Origin of the sequence: Rhodococcus sp. GXMU-t2271 (assembly GCF_041414735.1) — a bacterium.
GTDB lineage: Bacteria > Actinomycetota > Actinomycetes > Mycobacteriales > Mycobacteriaceae > Rhodococcus > Rhodococcus indonesiensis.
This window is the reverse complement of the sequence record NZ_JAUIZP010000038.1, coordinates 88,074-108,096: the sequence shown is the minus strand read 5'-3', so window position 1 is coordinate 108,096 and position 20,023 is coordinate 88,074. Positions and strand designations below refer to the sequence as shown.

Sequence of the window (20,023 nt, the reverse complement as noted above, 5' to 3'; positions counted from 1 at the left end):
GCACCGTCAGCGGCGGCGCTGCGCCTTGGCCTGCTTGCGTGCCGCCTCCCGGCGTTGCCGACGAGTGCCCGTCGTCCCGGGTGCGGACGCGGCCGGCGACGAGGTCGCGGAACTGCGCCGAACCTGGGCACTGCCGTCCTCGGCCGGCCCGGTGTAGGTGAGATTGCGATCGTCGTCCTCGTCGAGTCCCTTCGCGCGCAGCGTCGCCGGGGCGGGCGTGGGTGCCGGAGTCGGCGCGGGGGCGGCCGGGGTCGGAGCCGGCTTCGTCAGGGTGGGGGCGGCCTGCGCGGTGGCCGCGGCGGACGCGGCGGTGACACCGACCCCCGGGGCCGGCTGCGGCCGCGCGGCCTCGACCTGCAGGTTGAACAGGAATCCGACGGACTCCTCCTTCAGGCCCTCGAGCATCCCGACGAACATGTCGTAGCCCTCGCGCTGGTACTCCACGAGGGGATCGCGCTGGGCCATCGCCCGCAGGCCGATGCCCTCCTTGAGGTAGTCCATCTCGTAGAGGTGTTCGCGCCACTTGCGGTCGAGCACCGAGAGCAGGACCCGACGCTCGAGCTCGCGCATGCCGCCCTCCCCGGCGATGGCGTCGATCTCCGCCTCACGGCGGGCGTACGCGGCGTGCGCGTCCTTCAGCAACGCCTCGCGCAGTTCCTCCCGGCTGAGATCCGCGGGTTCGCCGTCCGTGGAGGTGGCGAGCTCCTTGTGATCGAGGCCCACCGGGTAGAGGGTCCGCAGGGCCGTCCACAGCTGCTCGAGGTCCCAGTCCTCGACGTAGCCCTCGGCGGTGGCACCGTCGACGTAGGCGGTGACCACGTCCGTGATCATGTGCTCGACCTGGCCTTCGAGATCCTCCCCGCGCAGGATGCGGCGACGCTCGTCGTAGATGACGGTGCGCTGCTGGTTCATCACCTCGTCGTACTTCAGGACGTTCTTGCGGATCTCGAAGTTCTGCTGCTCGACCTGTGTCTGGGCGCTCTTGATGGCCTTCGAGACCATCTTCGCCTCGATCGGCACGTCGTCGGGCAGGTTCAAGCGGGTCATGATCGATTCGAGCGCCGCACCGTTGAACCGGCGCATCAACTCGTCGCCGAGCGAGAGGTAGAAGCGCGACTCGCCCGGGTCTCCCTGCCGGCCGGAGCGGCCGCGCAGCTGGTTGTCGATCCGGCGGGACTCGTGCCGCTCGGTGCCGAGGACGTACAGGCCGCCGGCGTCCCTGACCTTGTCGGCGTCGGCCTTGACCTCGGCGTTGATCCGCTCGACCGCCTCGTCCCAGGCCGCCTCGTACTCCTCGGGCGTGTGGACCGGGTCGAGACCCCGCTTGCGCAGCTCCACGTCGGCGAGGATGTCGGGGTTGCCGCCGAGCACGATGTCGGTACCGCGGCCGGCCATGTTGGTCGCGACGGTCACCGCACCGGACCGCCCGGCCTCGGCGATGATGGTCGCCTCCTGCTCGTGGAACTTGGCGTTGAGCACGTTGTGCGGAATGCCGCGCTTGGTGAACTGCGCGGACAGGTACTCGGAGCGTTCGACGCTGGTGGTGCCGATCAGGACCGGCTGCCCCTTGGCATGCCGTTCGGCGACGTCGTCGACGACCGCCGCGAACTTCGCCGTCTCCGTCTTGTAGATCAGGTCGCCCTGGTCCACGCGGACCATCGGCTTGTTGGTCGGGATCGGGATCACCCCGAGCTCGTAGATCTGGTGCAGCTCCGCGGCCTCGGTCTCGGCGGTGCCCGTCATGCCGGAGAGCTTGTCGTAGAGGCGGAAGTAGTTCTGCAGCGTGATCGTGGCGAGCGTCTGGTTCTCCGCCTTGATCTCGACGCGTTCCTTGGCCTCGATGGCCTGGTGCATGCCCTCGTTGTAGCGACGTCCGACGAGGATGCGGCCGGTGAACTCGTCGACGATGATCACCTCGCCGTCCCGGACGATGTAGTCCTTGTCGCGCTGGTACAGCTCCTTGGCCTTGATCGCGTTGTTGAGGTAGCTCACCAGCGGCGAGTTCGCCGCCTCGTACAGGTTGTCGATGCCGAGCTGGTCCTCGACGAGCTCGACCCCCGCTTCGTGCACGCCGATGGTGCGCTTCTTGATGTCCACCTCGTAGTGGACGTCCTTCTTCAGCAGCGGCGCGATCCGCGCGAACTCGGCGTACCACTTGCTCGACGCGTCGGCCGGGCCGGAGATGATCAGCGGCGTCCGGGCCTCGTCGATGAGGATCGAGTCGACCTCGTCGACGATCGCGAAGTTGTGGCCGCGCTGCACGAGATCGTCGAGCGAGTGCGTCATGTTGTCGCGCAGGTAGTCGAAGCCGAACTCGTTGTTGGTGCCGTAGGTGATGTCGGCGGCGTATGCGGTGCGCCGCTCGGCGGGCGTCAGACCGGACAGGATCACCGCGGTCTCGAGACCGAGGGACCGGTGCACCCGGCCCATCCACTCGGAGTCGCGCTTGGCGAGGTAGTCGTTGACCGTCACCACGTGCACGCCCTCGTCGGCGATGGCATTGAGGTATGCGGGCAGCACACAGGTCAGGGTCTTGCCCTCACCGGTCTTCATCTCGGCGATGTTGCCGAAGTGCAGGGCCGCGCCGCCCATGATCTGAACCGGGTAGTGCTTCTGCCCCAGCACTCGCCACGACGCCTCGCGGGCCGTGGCGAACGCCTCGGGCAGCAACTCGTCGAGGGACTCACCCTCCTGGTAGCGACGACGGAACTCGTCCGTCTTGGCCCGCAACTGCTCGTCGGTGAGGGACTCGAACTCGGGTGAGAGGGAATCGACGTGGTCGGCGATGTGCTTGAGCCGCTTGACCATGCGACCTTCACCGACTCGGAGCAGCTTCGACAGCGACAGCACGGGCGTGTTCGTCCTCAATCTCGGGTACAGCACGGACAACGAAAATCCGGCCGAGGCCTGTATCGACCCCGGCCGGATTCCATGGTAGGCGGTCTATCGACGAGGTGACCACGGGCGACCGCTCGGCGGGGTGGCACACACGGTGCCGCCGCTGGACGGCGCAGTGGTCACACGAGCCGGATCAACCCGTAGTCGAACGCGTGCCGGCGGTAGACGACGGACGGACTGTCGGTCTCCTTGTCGTGGAACAGGTAGAAATCGTGACCGACCAGCTCCATCTCGTACAGCGCGTCGTCGACGGTCATCGGCTCGGCTGTGTGTTCCTTCGTTCGCACGATCCGGCCGGGACCCGAGGGCTCGGGCTCGTACTGCTCCAGCGAGATCTCCGGTGAGATTCCGAGCGAGTCGTCCCGGGCGAGCTCGGCAGTGGCCTCGGCCACCGAGACGGGGGTCTTTTCCCCGTGGTGTACCTTGCGGCGGTCCTTCGTGCGGCGCAGCCGCGCCTCGAGCTTGTCCGTCACGGACTCGAAGGCAGCGTAGAAACTGTCCGCGGATGCCTCTGCGCGCACCACCGGCCCCTTGGCCCGAGCGGTGATCTCGACGCGCTGGCAACTCTTCAGCTGCCGGCGATTGCGCTCGTGCTGCAACTCGACGTCGAACAGGAAGATCGTCGGGTCGAAACGTTCGAGCCGAGCGAGCTTCTCGGACACGTAGACCCGGAAGTGATCCGGGACCTCGACGTTGCGCCCCTTGACGACGACGTCGGCGCGGGGACCGTTGGACTCCGCAGTACCGGCTTCGGTCTCAGCAGCGGGAACCTTGGACTTCGAAGGGATCGTCACTCGTACCTCCCGAGTACGGCCGGCGCAGCTCGCGCGCCGGCATGATCGACGAGCGCGAAATGCGCTCCGCCCGACACGACGGCTGAGGGGCGTTTTGCGCCCGCTACCTGTGTTTTCGGGTCTGAGGGCGACGGTAGTACGGAACGGCGGGGAGTGCCACCGTTCCGCTCAATTTCACGCCGTCGTCACCTGACGGTGGGACCGATGTCCCCGACGTGCCCGGCCCCTCGGCCTGCGGCTCGGGGTCCTCCGGCTCTCATGCGGCGGCGATCACCAGCACCCCGCACGGGCGATGTCCCGCTGCCCGCAGGACCCGCACCGATTCCGTGGCGGTGGCGCCGGTGGTGACGACGTCGTCGACGAGCAGCACGTCCGCTCCCGCCGGTGGCCCGGCCCTCCGCAGCCGCACCCGCCCGGCCAGATTGCGCTGCCGCTGCGCAGCCGACAATCCCACCGAATCCCGGACAGCACGTCCGGTGACGAGAAGGCCGCAGACCTCGAGACGCCGGTCGTAACCGGCGGCCACCCGCACCGCACGCAGCACCGGATCGCCGCCGCGAGCGCGCGCCGCGTGGGCCCTCGTCGGGGCGGGCACCGCGACGAGAGGCCCGGCGGGCAGCTCCCCCCAGCGCCGCAGCCGTGACACCGCGGTCGCCAGCGCGAGGCCGAGCGGACCGGCCAGGTCGCGCCGGCCGTGTTCCTTGGCCGCGATCACCGCGCGGCGGCGCGCACCGCCGTACGGCCCCAGGGCCCACACCGGAACGTCGGGATCGACTCGGGGCCGGACCCGGGCCGGCACGTCCGCCAGCTCCCGGGCGCAGCGCCGGCACCAGCCGACGCCGGGGCGGCCGCAACCGCCGCACTCGACGGGCAGCACCAGATCCAGCAGCGACGTCAGCACCGCGACAGTGTGACCGCCGGCCCCGACATCTTCCCGAGCCGTCAGCCCGGCAGGACGGGGACGGCCTGCAGCCCGGTCAGGCCGGGCACCTCCCGCCAGTACCGATCGCCGGCCGGATCGGCGTTGTTCAGCTGGAACACTGCCCGCGAGTCCGCCACGAACTCCGAGGTCGTCGACGCCTCGACGGCGACGACCGGCGGGGTGAGGTTGCGGCTCGGCAGGGCGTCCATTCGTGAGCCGTCGACCGCGACCTGCACGACCGGGACGTCGGAGGCGGCCCGGGCCACGACCACGGTGTCCGGGGTGCTCCAGTCCAGGGACAAGGCCGGGCTGCCGAGACCGACGGCGATCTCACGGGGTGACGTGAGCGAGAATTCCCCGTTCGATCTCTGCACGACCACCGCGACGTAGACACGTCCGTCCACGATCATCGCCGCGCGCACGCCGTCGCGGGAGAGGCGCAGATCGCTGATCGTGTTGCCCACCGCCCGCACGGCCCCGGCATCAACGGGCAGGACCGTGATCCGGCCGGTGCCCGGCTCACGCACCGCACGCACCACGTTCGTGCCGTTGACCACGGACCACACGGAATTGTCGTCGAGTGCCCACGTAGGCCGCGTGATCGAGTCGGCCTGGAGTGCGCGCGCCGCCGGGCCGTCGCGGTACGGGCCGATCAGCAACTCGGCGGTGGCTTCCGGACGCCCGGTGTCGGCGACGGCGGCCGCCAGTTCGCCGTCGTGCGACAACGCCACCGAGCGCAGGTTCGTGGCGGTGCCGAAGGTCCCGGGCACCGGAGTGACCCCGGTCTCGGCGACGCTGACCAGCCCGCCACCGCGCAGCGCGTGGAGGCCGATGGTGGCGCTCGACGTGGCCAGCGGGTTCATCGATGCGACGTCCGCGGTGGTCCAGCCGTTCGGAAACCGCTCGTCGAGGGGCTGACCGTCCGCGAGCAGGACGTACGGGCCGGTGATCTCGGCGTTGGCCAGCGTCCAGATCACCTGGGCGGCGAGCAACTCGCGGCTCTCCTTGCTCAGGGGCCGCAACCCCAGGAAGTCGATCCGGACACCCCCGAGACCGACACCGACCTGGGTGGTGCGGCCGTCGGCCTTGGTGATCGGCCCCCGCACGGACACCCCCGAGCCGAGTTCCGTGCGCACGGCCGGTGCCAGGGCTGCTTTCGGGCCCTCGATGAGCAGGTCGATCAGCTGGGCCGCGGTCTGCTCCTGAGTAGCGGCGATCCAGCGGGGGTCGGGGACGACCGTGCGCCCGGACGGGTCGACGAAGTACAGCGAACGCCGCTGGTAGCCGTTGAGGAACTGCGGGCGGTCCATGACCACGCCCGGCCCCATCTCGTCGATGCGCCACTCGCCGCCGCTGAGCACGAGGGTGATCTTGGTTTCGAACGGTCCTTCGTCGGGGCGGTAGACCCCGCCCTCCTCCAGGTGGCCGACCCGGTTGGCGCGGATGACGTACGTCGCGCGGTCGGCGCTGCGCGACTCCGGGAGCACGTCGACCTTGTCGACGATCGTCGCGCTGGCGGCGTCGTCCCACTCGGCCGACATGTCGGCGGTGAGGAACTGCCGGGCGGCGAGGTGACGATTGGCCGGGTCCGTGCTGGCGCGCAGGAAGTCCCGCAGGAGCAGGTCCGGTTCCCGCCCCGGCGCCGGAGCCGGGACCGACGTGGTGGTGGGCTCGCGAGCGATGGTGCCCACCGCCTGGGGCGACGACGAGTCCGGCAGGCTGGCACAGCCGGACACGGCGACGGTCAGGCCCGTGAGCACCGCGAGCAGCGTCTTCGTGCCCCTCATGGGGTGGCCCCCTCGGGCGGGACCGGTACCGCCGCCGGGTTCACAGCGGTCGCGGTGTCCTCGCCGGCCTCGGCGTCCACGGACGCGTCCTCGTCCGCCGCGGGCGCACCCGGCAGCGGACGGCCCTGGACCGCGCGGACCGTGCTGGGAACGAGGGGCAGCGGACTGCGGCCGACCTTGCGTCCCCGTTGTCGCGGGAGGGTGAGCCGGAAGCAGGACCCCAGGCCGGGTTCACCCCAGGCCTCGAGCTTGCCGTTGTGGAGGTTGGCGTCCTCGACGCTGATCGCCAGCCCGAGCCCGGTTCCGCCGGAGCGCCGCACCCGGGACGGGTCCGACCGCCAGAACCGGTTGAAGACGAGTTTCTCCTCGCCGGGCCGCAGACCGACGCCCTGGTCCCGGACGATGAACGCGGCGGCGGTGTCGTCGGCGCGCAGGCGCAGCAGGATGGGTTTGCCCTCCCCGTGGTCGATGGCGTTGGCGAGCAGATTGCGCAGGATGCGCTCGACGCGGCGTGGGTCGACCTCGGCCTCGACGGGCTCACCCGGCAGGTCGACGATCAGCTCGGTGCCGCTCTCGCGGGCGAGATGCCGGACGGTGGAGACCGCGGCGCGGGCACACATGCGCAGGTCGAGTTGCTCGGCGGCGAGTTCGGCGACGCCGGCGTCGTGGCGGCTGATCTCGAGCAGGTCGCCCAGCAGACTCTCGAAGCGGTCGAGCTCGGTGACGAGCAGCTCCGAGGCGCGCTTGAGGGACGGGTCGAGTTCGTCGCTGCCGTCGTGGATGAGATCGGCGGCCATCCGCACCGTCGTCAGCGGGGTACGCAGCTCGTGGCTGACGTCCGAGGTGAACCGCTTCTGCAGGTTGCCGAACTCCTCGAGCTGGGTGATCTGCCGCGACAGGCTCTCGGCCATCTCGTTGAAGGACATGGCCAGGCGCGCCATGTCGTCCTCGCCGCGTACCGGCATGCGTTCCTTGAGCCGGCCGTCGGCGAACCGGACCGCGATACGCGATGCCGAGCGGATCGGCAGGACCACCTGGCGGGCGACGATCATCGAGATCGCGGCGAGCAGCACGAGCAGCACCCCGGCACCGACGAGGAGCGTGCCCCGCACCAGCGACAGCGTGTTCTCCTCGCCCGCCAGCGGGAACACCAGGTACAGCTCGAGGGTGGAGATGTCCGATGCCGTCGGCGTGCCCACGATCAGCGCCGGACCGGAGTAGCCGTCGGGATCCGACACCGTCGCGAACTGGTAGGCGATCTGGCCCTTCTGCACGAAGGCGCGCAGGTTCTCGGGGATCTGGTCGGCGGGCCCGCTCGACGTCGGTGCGCGCGGACCGTCGCCCGGCACGATCAGCACCGGGTCGAAGGTGCCCGCGACGCCGGTGTCCTCGCCCGCGTCGCTGCCGCGATTGGTCAGCGCCGCAACGGCTCCGTCGAGCCGGACCTGCAGCGAGCCGGAGTCGTCGGCGCCGGCGAGTTGACCCTCGACGAGGGCGCGGGACCGCTCGACCTCCTCGGTGGCGGCGTTGATCTTCACCTCGAGCAGTCGTTCGGTGATCTGGCTGGTGAGGACGACACCGAGGACGAGCATCACGATCAGCGACAACGACAGGGTCGAGACCACGACCCGCAGTTGCAGCGATCGCCGCCACGTGTGGGCGAGCCGGTTGCTCACCGCACGTGACCACCTCAGCAGCGGCAGAGTCCTCCTGGTGATCCGCCGCCGCAGTCGGTACCCACCGATCACGGCGGTCCGGCCTTGTAGCCGACGCCCCGCACCGTCAGCACCACCTCGGGGTTCTCGGGATCCTTCTCGACCTTCGCCCGCAGCCGCTGCACGTGGACGTTCACCAGACGGGTGTCGGCCGCGTGCCGGTAGCCCCACACCTGCTCGAGCAGCACCTCACGAGTGAACACCTGCCGCGGCTTGCGCGCGAGCGCCACCAGCAGGTCGAACTCGAGCGGGGTGAGGGAGATCAGTTCGTCCCCGCGGGTGACCTTGTGAGCGGGAACGTCGATGGCGATGTCGCCGATGGAGAGCACCTCGGCCGGTTCCTGCTCGGTGCGACGGAGCCGCGCGCGGACCCGGGCCACGAGTTCCTTCGGCTTGAACGGCTTGACGATGTAGTCGTCGGCGCCGGATTCGAGTCCGAGCACCACGTCGACGGTGTCCGACTTGGCGGTGAGCATGACGATCGGCACGCCCGAGTCGGCGCGCAGCACCCGGCAGACGTCGATACCGTTCATGCCCGGGAGCATGAGGTCGAGCAGGACGAGGTCGGGCCGGATCTCCCGGACCGCGTTCAGCGCCTGCGAACCGTCCCCCACCACGTAGGGCTCGAATCCCTCGCCCCGCAGGACGATCGTAAGCATCTCGGCGAGCGCGGTGTCGTCGTCGACAACCAGAATCCTCGGCTTCATGGCTTCTATCGTGTCACTCCTCGACCGTGGTGAAGCTGATTTGAGATCTCGGCGGCGAGTTGTCGCGGATCGGCATCGGGTCCGGCAACCCGCCACGGCGACATCCACTGTCGGCGTGCGAGGTCGTCGTACACCTGTCCGGTGCGGGCCTGCAGACCCGAGTCCCGTTCGTAGGCGTCCCGGTCGCGGGCCGTGTCGGACGCGGCGCGGCTGCGGGCCCGGCGCGCCGCCAGCTCGACCGGCACTCGCAGCAGCAGCTGCAGATCCGGCACGGGCAGCGCGAACCGCTCGAACTCGAGCTCACGCACCCACTCCACCGCCGGTCCCGAGCCGCCCTCGTGGTGCCGGGCGGCGGTGTAGGCGGCATTGGACGCGACGTACCGATCGAGCAGGACGATGTCGTTGTCCGCCAGGAGCTTCCGCAACCCGTCGGCGGCGTCACGGCGATCGAGGGCCCACAGCAGCGCCATCGCCTCGATGCTCGAGGCGGTGTCACCGTGCCGGCCCCGCAACGCCTCGGCACCGAGGTCGGCGTGCACCGATGTCCCGTAACGCGGGAACGCAAGCGTCGAGACGACGAATCCGGCTGCGCGCCAAGCCTCGACGAGGCCGGCGGAGAGTGTCCGCTTGCCGGCCCCGTCGAGCCCCTCCACGACGATCAACGCACCCATCGGTGGTGTCCTGCGATTCCCGCGCTCAGTACCGGTAGTGCTCGGGCTTGTACGGGCCTTCGACGTCGACCCCGATGTACTCGGCCTGATCCTTGGACAGCTTGGTCAGTTCACCGCCGAGCGCCTCGACGTGGATGCGGGCGACCTTCTCGTCCAGGTGCTTGGGCAGACGGTAGACCTCGTTGTCGTACTCGTCCGGCTTGGTCCACAGCTCGATCTGGGCGATCACCTGATTGGCGAACGAGTTGCTCATCACGAACGACGGGTGGCCCGTGGCGTTGCCGAGGTTCAGCAGCCGGCCCTCGGACAGCACGAGGATGGAATGCCCGTCTGCGAAACGGAACTCGTCGACCTGCGCCTTGATGTTGATCCGGGTGACATCCGTCGCCCGCTCGAGGCCGGCCATGTCGATCTCGTTGTCGAAGTGGCCGATGTTGCCCAGGATGGCCTGGTGCTTCATGCGACGCATGTGATCGAAGGTGATGATGTCCTTGTTGCCGGTCGCGGTGATCACGATGTCGGCCTGCTCGATGAAGCCCTCGACGGTGACGACGTCGAAGCCGTCCATCAGCGCCTGCAGCGCGTTGATGGGGTCGATCTCGGTGACCGACACCCGCGCGCCCTGCCCGCGCAGCGCCTCCGCGCAGCCCTTGCCGACGTCGCCGTAGCCGCACACCAGGGCGGCCTTGCCGCCGATGAGGACGTCGGTGCCGCGGTTGATCCCGTCGAGCAGCGAGTGCCGGGTGCCGTACTTGTTGTCGAACTTGCTCTTGGTGACCGAGTCGTTGACGTTGATCGCGGGGAACGCCAGATCGCCGCCGGCCGAGAGCTGGTACAACCGCAGCACGCCGGTGGTCGTCTCCTCGGTGACGCCGCGCACCGACTCGGCGACCGCGGTCCACTTCTTGGGATCCTGTGCGAGGGATTCGCGCAGCAGCGCCAGGAAGACCCGGTACTCGGCGGAGTCCTGGTCCTCGTCCACCGGGGGCACCACGCCTGCCTTCTCGAACTGCGCACCCTTGAGCACCAGCATGGTGGCGTCGCCGCCGTCGTCGAGGATCATGTTGGCCGGGCGCGGGGTGCCGTCGGAGGCGGCGGGCCAGGTCAGCATCTGCTCGGCCGCCCACCAGTACTCCTCGAGCGTCTCACCCTTCCACGCGAACACCGGCACGCCCTTGGGCTCCTCCGGGGTTCCGTGCGGGCCGACGACGACCGCCGCGGCGGCGTGGTCCTGGGTCGAGAAGATGTTGCACGAGGCCCAGCGCACCTCGGCGCCGAGAGCGACGAGGGTCTCGATCAGCACGGCCGTCTGGACCGTCATGTGCAGCGAGCCGGAGATCTGCGCGCCCTTCAACGGCAGCACCTCCGCGTACTCGCGGCGCAGCGCCATCAGGCCGGGCATCTCGTGCTCGGCCAGCCGGATCTCCTTGCGGCCGAATTCGGCGAGGGACAGATCGGCGACCTTGAAGTCGATGCCGTTGCGCTGGTCGGCCACGAGCTTGTTGTCGGACACGTGAGGATGCCTCTCCTGTTGGCAGTCGGTTCTGCCAACAGGCTATACAACTCGCTGTTCAGTCGCGCCGGGCGGAGCGATCGATGAACGGGCCGAGCAGCTCGGCCAGGTCCGCGGCGACGTCCCGGTCGGACTCGGGCGGCATCGAGATGTAGCTCATCGCGACGCGCACGATCGCCCGCCCCAGAATGCCCGCGTCCGCCGAGGACGCCTGTACCCAACTGCGCTGGAAGGTTTCCGAGAGCCGGGCGGAGGCTCGTTCGATGAGCGGCGCCGAGTCCGTGGTGATCAGGCGCAGCAGATCCGGCTTGGCGTCGCCGCGCAGCAGCGACTGGATCAGCGGGTCGGCACTGCTCTCGACGAAGAACGAGGTGAACCCCTCGACGAGGGCGGCGCGCGCCTGTCCCACGTGGGTGTAGATCGCGTCGTCGACGGCGTCGACGAACTGATCCACCAGGCGCAGCGCGTACGCCTGAGCAAGTCCCTGCCGCGACGAGAACTCGTTGTACAGAGTCTGTCTGCTCACACCCGCGCCCCGCGCGACGTCCGTCATGGTGACCGCGGACCAGTCACGGGCGGTGAGCAGGTCCCGCATGGCGTCGAGCACCGAATTGCGCAGCAGCATCCGGCTGGCCTCGTGGAACGGTACGCGCTGCCGGTCTCCGGGTTCCCCGGCTCGCGGAGGCTCCCCGGCGGTGGCGGATTCGTGCACGATCGACATGCCGCGACGGTTTCACGCGAGGCCGATCCCGTCAACACGAACAGAGCTACCGGCGCGGTACCGCCGGTTCGGCGAGCACGGAGTGCCTGCGGCTGTAGGCGAAGTAGACGACCACACCGATCGACACCAGAACGAATGCGGACAGCGTCCCGATATCGACCATCTCCTCCAGGGCACCGAGCGGGACGAACCCGGCGAGCGCCGCGACGACGACCGGCACCGGCACGGTCGTCCGCACCGGAGTGCCGTGACGGCCCGTGTGCGAGAGACGGCGCGGGACGAGGCCGTCGCGAGCCATCGCGAACAGCACGCGGGTCCGGCCGAGCATGAGAACCAGCACCACCGTGGTCAGGCCGGCGAGGGCGCCGCCTGTCGTCGCCCGGGAACCGAGCGGGGCCACGCTAGTCGATCCGGGCGTCGACGTCCGCCAACCGGGCGCGGAACAGCTGCGCCGGCTCGCCGGCGGCACGCACGGTGACGGCCGGGTCGGACGCCGACAGCCAGACCGCCTGTCCGGCCGCCAGCTGCAGGGTCCGCCCCGCGCATTCCACGCCGGCGGACCCGGAGGTGCACAACAGGATCTGCGGGCCGCACGGCGGCAGTGCGACGTCCGGTGCCGCACCGGAGCCGGGGGCGAGATCGATCCGAGACAGGGCGAACTCCGGGGCCGGAGTCCGGTAGCGCACTTCCCCCGGGCCGGCCGGCTCGGGTTCGAGGATCGGCACGTCCACGGGCCGGAAATCGAGCACCCGCAGCAACTCCGGCACGTCGACGTGTTTCGGCGTGAGTCCGCCGCGCAGCACGTTGTCCGAGTTGGCCATGATCTCCACAGCCATGCCGTGCAGGTACGCGTGCAGGTTCCCCGCTGCGAGGAACAGGCCCTGTCCCGGCTCGAGAGTGATCCGATTGAGCAGTACGGCGGCGAGCACGCCCGCGTCGCCGGGGTAGAACTCGGCGAGCTGCAGCACCGTCCGGACCTCCTCGGCGAACGGGGCCGTGCCGTTGCCGTTGTGCGTCGCCAGGTAGGTCACGCAGCCGTCGAGTACCCGCGGCAACAGAGCCGACAGCACCGACTGCGGAAGGGTGATCCAGATGGTGAACAGGGCGCGCAGGCCGTCGGAGTCGGGTTGCCCGGCGAGCAGCCCGACGTACGGATCGAGTTCGGGTACCTCGAGGGCGGCGAGCAGCTCGACGGTGCGATGCGGATCCCGGAAACCGGCGAGTGCCTCGAAGCGGGTGAGCGCGACGACGAGCTCGGGCTTGTGGCTCGCATCGCGGTAGTTCCGCACCGGCGACTCCAGGGGCAGGCCCGCGGCCTCCTCGCGGGCGAAGCCCTCGGCAGCCTGTTCGGCACTCGGATGCGCTTGCAGCGACAGTGGTTCCTCGGCGGCCAGCAACTTGAGCAGGAACGGCAGCCGCGGCCCGAACCGGCTCAGTGTCGCCGGCCCGAGATGTCCGCCCGGATCGGCCTCGAGGACGTCGAGCAGGGAGGTGTCCTCACCCGGGCCGTCACCGTTGGTGCTCACCACCCGCGCCGGGTCCGCGGGGTGCGCACCCAGCCACAGTTCCGCTTCCGGATGCGCGGACGGCACCGTCCGGCCGCACAGCGCCGCGATCGCGGTGCGCGAACCCCAGGCATACGAACGCAGCGCACCTTCGAGTCGGAGCACTAGCGACCACCGACCAACCGCAGATAGGCAGCGGCCATCTCGAATCGCACGGCCAGCACCGCCACCTGCTCCGGCACCGACGGCACCGCCTTCGCCTCGAACTCCCCCACCACCGATACCAACTCCATGTCCGGCAGCGCTGCCGCGCGCCGCTCCGCCTGCCGCCGATCTTCCTCCACACTCAACACCAAGACCCGCACCGGGGGTGCGGGCACCGGCCCGTCGAGCTGTTCGTCGTGGAAGAACGGATCGTACGACTCCCCACCCGCCGGGGGTATCGCGACCAGTCGGTCCCGCGCGGCGAGAACGTCCGGCAACGCCGACGCCGAGGCGATCACCCCGGCCACCTGCAGCAGGGACTCCCCCGCGTGCCGGGCGAGCGCAGCCGTCACCGCCGAGTCGCCCGCCAGGGCCACCCGTCGGGACTGGATCCGGGAGGCCAGCGCCTTCGCCGGATTCCGGAACACCTCGCTGCCCGGCTGGTCGCGGCCGGCTTCGCCGTCCGCCGAGTCGGCGAGATCGGCCAGCGGGGGAACCACGCCTGCCGTGCGGGTGGCCTCCATCGCCACCACCACCGCGAGGAACACCGCCAGGTGCCGCAGGAGGGAGTACGCCACCGGCACTCGGATCCGCGGGGGCAACAGCATCGCCCGGCCCGCCGCCGCCCCACGGATCGGTCCCTCGTCCGGGGCGTCGACAACCACCTCGGCGCCGCGCCGCAGGGCCGCGGCGACCGATTCGGCGAGCTGAGGGTCGCCGGCGTCGTCGCCCGCGACGACCACGACGTCGAGCGGGCCGACCCAGGGCGGGGTGACGGGGGCCGTGACCAGCGGCACGGCCGAACGCGCCGCGAGCATCGCGACGACGAGTTCGCCCGCGCGAGCGGCGCGCGCATCGCCACACACGAGCACCACGCTGCGCGGATGCAGGCCGTGCAGGCGGTCGAGGATCTGCTCGTCGACGGCCGCGGCGGTGGCGCGGATCTGTGCCCCGCCGAGCGCGGCGAACCGCAGGATCCCGTCGACGTCGGCGTCGATCAGGGCACCGGTGTCGTCCAAGTCGAGGATCGAAGAGGGAGCCGTCATGGCTGCGCCACCGTCCTTCCGACTCGCACCGTCCCGGGACCGAGCCCCGGGAACTCGATTATCCCCGCCACGGATACTTCCGTCACGCGCGCACGATCGCCAGGATTTCCCTCACCAGCGCGTCGACCTGCTCCGCCGTGCGGGCCTCGACGTTGAGTCGCAGCAGGGGCTCGGTGTTGGAGGCCCGCAGGTTGAACCAGGCACCGTCGGCGAGATCGACGGTGACGCCGTCGAGCCGGTCGACTGCTTCGGCGCGGTCGCCGAAGGCCTCGAGCACTGCGGCGGTGCGCTCCGCGGCGTCGTCGACGGTGGAGTTGATCTCCCCGGACGCGGCGTACCGGTCGTATTCGCGCATCAGCTCGGACAGGGGCCGGTCCTGGCCGGCGAGCGCGGCGAGCACGTGCAGGGCCGCGAGCATGCCCGAGTCCGCGCCCCAGAAGTCGCGGAAGTAGTAGTGCGCCGAATGCTCACCGCCGAACACGGCCCCCGTCTCGGCCATCTGCTGCTTGATGAACGAGTGCCCGACGCGGGTGCGGACGGGCTTGCCCCCGAGTTCGGTGACGAGCTCGGGCACCGCGCGGGAGGTGATGAGGTTGTGGATGATCGTCGATCCGGGTTCCTTCGCGAGCTCGCGCGAGGCCACCAGCGCGGTGACCGCCGACGGCGTGACCGGCTCACCGCGCTCGTCGACGACGAAGCAGCGGTCGGCGTCACCGTCGAACGCGAGGCCGAGGTCGGCACCCGAGTCGCGCACCAGCTTCTGCAGGTCCACCAGGTTGGCGGGATCGAGCGGATTGGCCTCGTGGTTGGGGAAGGTTCCGTCGAGTTCGAAGTACAGCGGCACCAGGTCGATCGGGAGCGCACCGAACACCGCGGGCACCGTGTGCCCGCCCATACCGTTGCCGGCGTCGACGGCAACCCGGAGCGGGCGCATCGCGGACAGGTCCACCAGCGAGCGGACGAACGCGGCGTAGTCGGCGAGCACGTCCCGCTCGGTGACGGTGCCGGGGGCACCGTCGAAGTCCGGGACGCCGGCGACGAGTTCGGCCGTGACGGTGGCGAGCCCGGTCTCCTGTCCGACCGGCTTGGCCCCGGCCCGGCACAGCTTGATCCCGTTGTAGCGCGCCGGGTTGTGGCTCGCGGTGAACATGGCGCCGGGAGCCTCGAGGATCCCGGACGCGAAGTACAGCTGATCGGTGGAGGCCAAGCCGATGTGGACGACGTCGACTCCCTGGGCGGTGACGCCGGCGGCGAAGGCCTCGGCCAGCTCCGGGGACGATGCGCGCATGTCGTGGCCGATCACGACGCGGGTGGCGCCGCCGTCGCGCATCAGGCGAGCGAAGGAGGCTCCGACGTCCCGGACGAATCCGGCGTCGAGCTGTTCTCCCACCAGGCCACGCACGTCGTACGCCTTGACCACGGCGGACACGGACTCGGCAGTTCTCGCCACTGTTGCTGCTCCTGATCGTCGACTGGCGCCGCCGCCTCCGCGGCGGGGCACGGTCAGCCTAGTGCGCGGCGATCAGGACGTGGGATCGGGCAACACGCGCAGATGGCCACGACGGCCGGTGCGGGCGGTGGGGGGTGCGGCCAGGGTGGTGGGGACACCGGAATCGGTGTCGTCGGAGTCGGTGCGGCCCCGCTCGCCGAGTCCGGCTTCGCGCACCGCCTCGGCCAGTGCGGTCAGGTCGTCCTCGTCCGGAGTCCCGGCGGTGAAGGCGCCCTCGTAACGGACCAGCTCCCACCCCTTCGGGGCGGTGATCCGCGAGCCGTGCGATTCGCACAGATCCCACGAGTGGGGCTCGGCGACCGTTGCCAGGGGACCGACGACCGCGGTGGAGTCCGAGTACACGTAGGTCAGCGTCGCAACAGCAGGGTTCTTGCACCCAGGCCGGCAGCATCGACGCAGTGATCTCACAGTCGGAGAGTAGCGCGCCGTGCGCTCCGGGACTATCCGGACACACCGGAGAAGCGGGTTCGGATTTGCGTGTCGTACTGTCCAGGCATGCCCCGATCGCGCCGTCCCAGACCCGTGACGTCCCGCTCGGTCGCCCGTCGCGGCCGCGGTGTGCGCGGCCCGCTGTTCCCGCACGAGGTGCCGGCGTGGCGCTCGCGCGCGGAGAAGTTCGATCTGCTCGTGCTGGGGGCCTTCGCGCCGATCGACGCACAGTGGCACGACCGGCTGACCAAGCTCGACATCGCCGTCGACGAGGTGCCCAAGATCCGCGCCCTCGACCCGGACTCGGTGAACTGGCCGTCGGAGGTGGTCGCGGACGGCCCGGTGCCGCTGTCGCGGCTCGTCCCCGCAGGGATCGACCGGCGCGGCGCGGCGACGCGGGCCCGGATCGTGCTCTTCCGCCGCCCGCTGGAACTGCGGGCGAAGGATCCCGAGGATCTCACCGACCTGGTGCACGACGTGCTCGTACACCAGGTCGCGACGTACCTCGGCGTCGAGCCCGAGGTCGTCGACCCCGAACTCGGCGGTTTCGACGAGGACTGACGCCTCAGACGATGCCGCGCTTGAGGCGCCGGCGCTCCCGCTCCGACAGACCACCCCAGATGCCGAAGCGTTCGTCGTTGGCCAGCGCGTACTCGAGACATTCGTCCCGCACCTCGCACCCCAAGCAGATCCGCTTCGCCTCCCGGGTCGATCCCCCTTTCTCAGGGAAGAACGCCTCGGGATCCGTCTGCGCGCACAAGGCGCGTTCCTGCCACTGTTCGTCGGCACCGTCGGACGGGTCGCCGAAACCATCGATCAGACTGAGCACGGGCCGCGCAGGCGCGTCCCCCCCGATGCCGTCGATGTCGTCCCGGACGTCCTCGCCTGCAGTGTCGATGCCTGCAGTGTCGATCCGAGAGCTCTCGAACCATTCGCGCTCGTCGGCCATCGTTCGCCTCCTCACCTGCAGCGCTGCAACTCTCGTCGAAACCGGCCCACTCCGCGCCACCCCCATCGAACATGCGTTCGAATGCAGTTCGCCACAACCGATCTCGGCTCCGGTTCACTGGAAATGACACTTATGTGATTAGACACGTGGGGCGTGTCGCGGTCAAGCCGAGCGCCGCCGCTGTCTTACCATCCGGGGTTCTCCTCCGCGCCGCTGCGCACCTGCCGCCCGGGTGCGCAGGCACCCCGGCAGCCCTCGCGGCGCACCGCCTACGCTTGCCCTGTGAACGTGACTGTATTGGTCGGCGGCGTCGGAGGTGCGCGTTTTCTCACCGGCGTGCGCCGGCTCCTCGGCATCGAACCCGGCCGCGACCTCGACCCCGACGCCGCGCACCGGGTGACCGCGATCGTCAACGTCGGCGACGACGTCTGGATGCACGGGCTGCGCATCTGCCCCGACCTGGACACGTGCATGTACACCCTCGGCGGCGGGATCGACACCGAACGCGGATGGGGCCGGGCCGACGAGACCTGGCACGCGAAGGAGGAGCTGGCGGCGTACGGAGCGACACCGGACTGGTTCGGCCTCGGGGACCGCGACATCGCGACCCACCTGCTGCGCACCCAGTTGCTGAACGCCGGGTACCCGCTCTCGGCCGTGACCGAGGCGCTGTGCGACCGCTGGAAACCGGGCGTCGCCCTCCTCCCGGTCTCCGACGACCGCAGCGAGACCCACGTCGTCATCACCGATCCGGCCGACGGCGAGCAACGCGCCGTGCACTTCGAGGAATGGTGGGTCCGGCACCGCGCCCAGGTGCCCACGCACAGCTTCGCGCACATCAGCGCCGAGAAGGCCGCCCCCGCACCGGGTGTGCTCGAGGCGATCGACTCGGCGGACGTGGTGATCCTCGCCCCCTCCAACCCGGTGGTGAGCATCGGCGCGATCCTCGCGATCCCCGGACTGCGCGGCGCGCTGCGCACCACGTCCGCGAAGATCGTCGGACTGTCGCCGGTGATCGACGGAAAACCGCTGCGCGGCATGGCCGACGCCTGCCTCGGCGTGATCGGCGTCGAGACCACCGCCCAGGGCGTGGGACGGCACTACGGCGCCCGCAGCGGCGCAGGCCTGCTCGACGGCTGGCTGATCCACTCCACCGACGCCGCCGACGTGCCCGGCGTCGAGGTGCGCAGCGTGCCGCTGCTCATGACCGATCCCGACGCGACAGCCGAAATGGCTCGCGCCGCACTCGAACTGGCAGGAGTGACGCTGTGACCACGCCCTCCGACACGGCCGTCGGTACCGCCGCCGGGGTGCGCGACCACTCCCCCGGACGGCCGATCGAGATCCTCCCGGTGCCCGGCCTGCCCGAGTTCCGACCCGGCGACGACCTCGCCACCGCGCTCGCCGCCGCCGCGCCCTGGCTCGCCGACGGAGACGTCCTCGTCGTCACGAGCAAGATCTTCTCCAAGGTCGAGGGCCGCATCGTGGACTCCCCCACCGACCCCGAGGCCCGCGATGCGCTCCGCCGCCGCCTGGTCGACCAGGAGGCGGTGCGCGTGCTCGCGCGCAAGGGACGCACGCTCATCACCGAGAACCGGCTCGGGATCGTGCAGGCCGCTTCCGGGATCGACGGCTCGAATGTCGCCGCCTCGGAACTCGCCCTGCTGCCCGAGGATCCCGATGCGAGCGCCGCGGCTCTGCGCGAGCGTCTGCAGGCGCTGCTCGGTGTGAGCGTCGCCGTGGTCGTGACCGACACGATGGGCCGGGCCTGGCGCGTCGGCCAGACCGACGCCGCGATCGGGGCGGCCGGAATCCCGGTCCTGCACGAGTACGCGGGATCCCGTGACGGACAGGGCAACGAACTGTTCGTCACCTCCGTCGCCGTCGCCGACGAGATCGCGGCCGCGGGCGACCTCGTCAAGGGGAAGCTGGGCGGTGTCCCGGTCGCGGTGATCCGTGGCCTCGACCTGCCCGACAACGGTTCCACCGCCCGGCAACTCGTCCGTCGCGGCGAGGACGACCTGTTCTGGCTCGGCACCGCCGAGGCACTCGAGCGAGGCCGCCGCGAGGCGCTGTTGCTGCGGCGGTCGGTGCGGGAATTCTCCTCGGAACCGGTCGATCCCGAAGATCTGCGCGACGCCGTCGCCGAGGCTCTCACCGCTCCCGCGCCGCACCACACCCACCCGGTGCGGTTCGTCTGGGTCCGCACCGAGCAGGTGCGCCGCCGGCTGCTCGACCGCATGCGCGAACGTTGGGCCGCCGACCTCGCCGGTGACGGGCTCGCACCGGCGGCGATCGACCGACGGGTGGGCCGCGGCGCGATCCTCTACGACGCGCCCGAAGTGGTGATCCCGTTCTGGGTTCCCGACGGCGCCCACCGCTACCCCGACGCCCGGCGTACCGCCGCCGAGGCCACGATGTTCACCGTCGCCGCCGGCGCCGCCGTACAGGGGCTGCTGGTCTCACTCGCCGTCCGCGGGCTCGGCAGCTGCTGGATCGGGTCGACGATCTTCGCCCCGGACGTCGTGCGGCGTGAACTCGGCCTGCCCGCGGACTGGTCGCCGCTCGGCGCGATCGCGGTCGGACATCCCCTCGAGCCGGCGACGCCGCGCGTCGCCCCCGCGGCCGGCGACCGGCTGCTGGAGCTGTGAG

Annotated in this window: 18 protein-coding genes; 3 read left to right on the top strand and 15 right to left on the bottom strand. The window is 70.5% G+C overall.

What is annotated here, in order from left to right; genetic code table 11:
• Nucleotides 1-6 precede the first annotated feature (6 nt).
• The 14 genes from secA to QYS60_RS15535 form a co-directional block, all read right to left on the bottom strand.
• Entirely contained in the window at nucleotides 7-2,808 is a 2,802-nt protein-coding gene (gene secA, locus QYS60_RS15600) for a preprotein translocase subunit SecA (protein WP_371383612.1), read from the bottom strand.
• Between the two features lie 209 nt (nucleotides 2,809-3,017).
• Complete coding sequence (gene hpf, locus QYS60_RS15595; protein WP_371383598.1) at nucleotides 3,018-3,692, bottom strand: ribosome hibernation-promoting factor, HPF/YfiA family; 675 nt, start codon at nucleotides 3,690-3,692, stop codon at nucleotides 3,018-3,020.
• A 256-nt stretch (nucleotides 3,693-3,948) separates the two neighbouring features.
• Nucleotides 3,949-4,593, bottom strand: a complete 645-nt coding sequence (locus QYS60_RS15590; RefSeq protein WP_371383597.1) for a ComF family protein — start codon at nucleotides 4,591-4,593, stop codon at nucleotides 3,949-3,951.
• 41 nt (nucleotides 4,594-4,634) lie between these two features.
• Entirely contained in the window at nucleotides 4,635-6,401 is a 1,767-nt protein-coding gene (lpqB, locus tag QYS60_RS15585; protein WP_003939113.1) for an MtrAB system accessory lipoprotein LpqB, read from the bottom strand.
• The gene (gene mtrB / locus QYS60_RS15580) at nucleotides 6,398-8,149 is read right to left on the bottom strand and encodes an MtrAB system histidine kinase MtrB (protein ID WP_289381409.1); all 1,752 of its coding nucleotides are present in this window, start codon (nucleotides 8,147-8,149) and stop codon (nucleotides 6,398-6,400) included. The genes lpqB and mtrB overlap by 4 nt, the downstream gene beginning before the upstream one ends.
• Nucleotides 8,146-8,823, bottom strand: a complete 678-nt coding sequence (gene mtrA / locus QYS60_RS15575) for an MtrAB system response regulator MtrA (protein ID WP_003939111.1) — start codon at nucleotides 8,821-8,823, stop codon at nucleotides 8,146-8,148. Before mtrA ends, mtrB begins: the two co-directional genes overlap by 4 nt.
• Nucleotides 8,824-8,828: 5 nt before the next feature.
• Complete coding sequence (locus tag QYS60_RS15570) at nucleotides 8,829-9,494, bottom strand: dTMP kinase (protein ID WP_003939110.1); 666 nt, start codon at nucleotides 9,492-9,494, stop codon at nucleotides 8,829-8,831.
• Nucleotides 9,495-9,519: 25 nt separating this feature from the next.
• On the bottom strand, nucleotides 9,520-11,007 hold the full coding sequence (ahcY, locus tag QYS60_RS15565; RefSeq protein ID WP_371383596.1) for an adenosylhomocysteinase: 1,488 nt from the start codon (nucleotides 11,005-11,007) through the stop codon (nucleotides 9,520-9,522).
• 58 nt (nucleotides 11,008-11,065) lie between these two features.
• On the bottom strand, nucleotides 11,066-11,728 hold the full coding sequence (locus QYS60_RS15560; RefSeq protein ID WP_289381404.1) for a TetR/AcrR family transcriptional regulator: 663 nt from the start codon (nucleotides 11,726-11,728) through the stop codon (nucleotides 11,066-11,068).
• Between the two features lie 46 nt (nucleotides 11,729-11,774).
• Nucleotides 11,775-12,197, bottom strand: a complete 423-nt coding sequence (locus QYS60_RS15555; protein WP_328517625.1) for an amino acid permease — start codon at nucleotides 12,195-12,197, stop codon at nucleotides 11,775-11,777.
• Nucleotides 12,130-13,398, bottom strand: a complete 1,269-nt coding sequence (gene manA, locus QYS60_RS15550) for a mannose-6-phosphate isomerase, class I (RefSeq protein WP_371383594.1) — start codon at nucleotides 13,396-13,398, stop codon at nucleotides 12,130-12,132. The genes QYS60_RS15555 and manA overlap by 68 nt, the downstream gene beginning before the upstream one ends.
• Nucleotides 13,398-14,483 carry an SIS domain-containing protein gene (locus tag QYS60_RS15545; RefSeq protein ID WP_003939105.1) on the bottom strand — a complete coding sequence of 362 codons (1,086 nt, stop codon included), beginning with the start codon at nucleotides 14,481-14,483 and terminating at the stop codon, nucleotides 13,398-13,400. The genes manA and QYS60_RS15545 overlap by 1 nt, the downstream gene beginning before the upstream one ends.
• A gap of 82 nt (nucleotides 14,484-14,565) precedes the next feature.
• On the bottom strand, nucleotides 14,566-15,933 hold the full coding sequence (locus QYS60_RS15540) for a phosphomannomutase/phosphoglucomutase (protein WP_371383592.1): 1,368 nt from the start codon (nucleotides 15,931-15,933) through the stop codon (nucleotides 14,566-14,568).
• Between the two features lie 72 nt (nucleotides 15,934-16,005).
• Nucleotides 16,006-16,401 (bottom strand): DUF3499 domain-containing protein, encoded by a 396-nt coding sequence (locus tag QYS60_RS15535; protein WP_193788811.1) that lies wholly within the window; start codon nucleotides 16,399-16,401, stop codon nucleotides 16,006-16,008.
• 87 nt (nucleotides 16,402-16,488) lie between these two features.
• Here QYS60_RS15535 and QYS60_RS15530 point away from each other — a divergent pair, with 87 nt between their 5' ends.
• Nucleotides 16,489-16,983 (top strand): metallopeptidase family protein, encoded by a 495-nt coding sequence (locus tag QYS60_RS15530; RefSeq protein WP_040784265.1) that lies wholly within the window; start codon nucleotides 16,489-16,491, stop codon nucleotides 16,981-16,983.
• Between the two features lie 4 nt (nucleotides 16,984-16,987).
• On the opposite strand, the gene QYS60_RS15525 is transcribed toward QYS60_RS15530, so the two are convergent.
• On the bottom strand, nucleotides 16,988-17,251 hold the full coding sequence (locus tag QYS60_RS15525) for a WhiB family transcriptional regulator (RefSeq protein WP_193788813.1): 264 nt from the start codon (nucleotides 17,249-17,251) through the stop codon (nucleotides 16,988-16,990).
• Between the two features lie 402 nt (nucleotides 17,252-17,653).
• Here QYS60_RS15525 and cofD point away from each other — a divergent pair, with 402 nt between their 5' ends.
• The gene (cofD, locus tag QYS60_RS15520; protein WP_371383591.1) at nucleotides 17,654-18,643 is read left to right on the top strand and encodes a 2-phospho-L-lactate transferase; all 990 of its coding nucleotides are present in this window, start codon (nucleotides 17,654-17,656) and stop codon (nucleotides 18,641-18,643) included.
• Nucleotides 18,640-20,022, top strand: a complete 1,383-nt coding sequence (locus QYS60_RS15515) for a coenzyme F420-0:L-glutamate ligase (protein WP_371383590.1) — start codon at nucleotides 18,640-18,642, stop codon at nucleotides 20,020-20,022. Before cofD ends, QYS60_RS15515 begins: the two co-directional genes overlap by 4 nt.
• Nucleotide 20,023 lies beyond the last annotated feature (1 nt).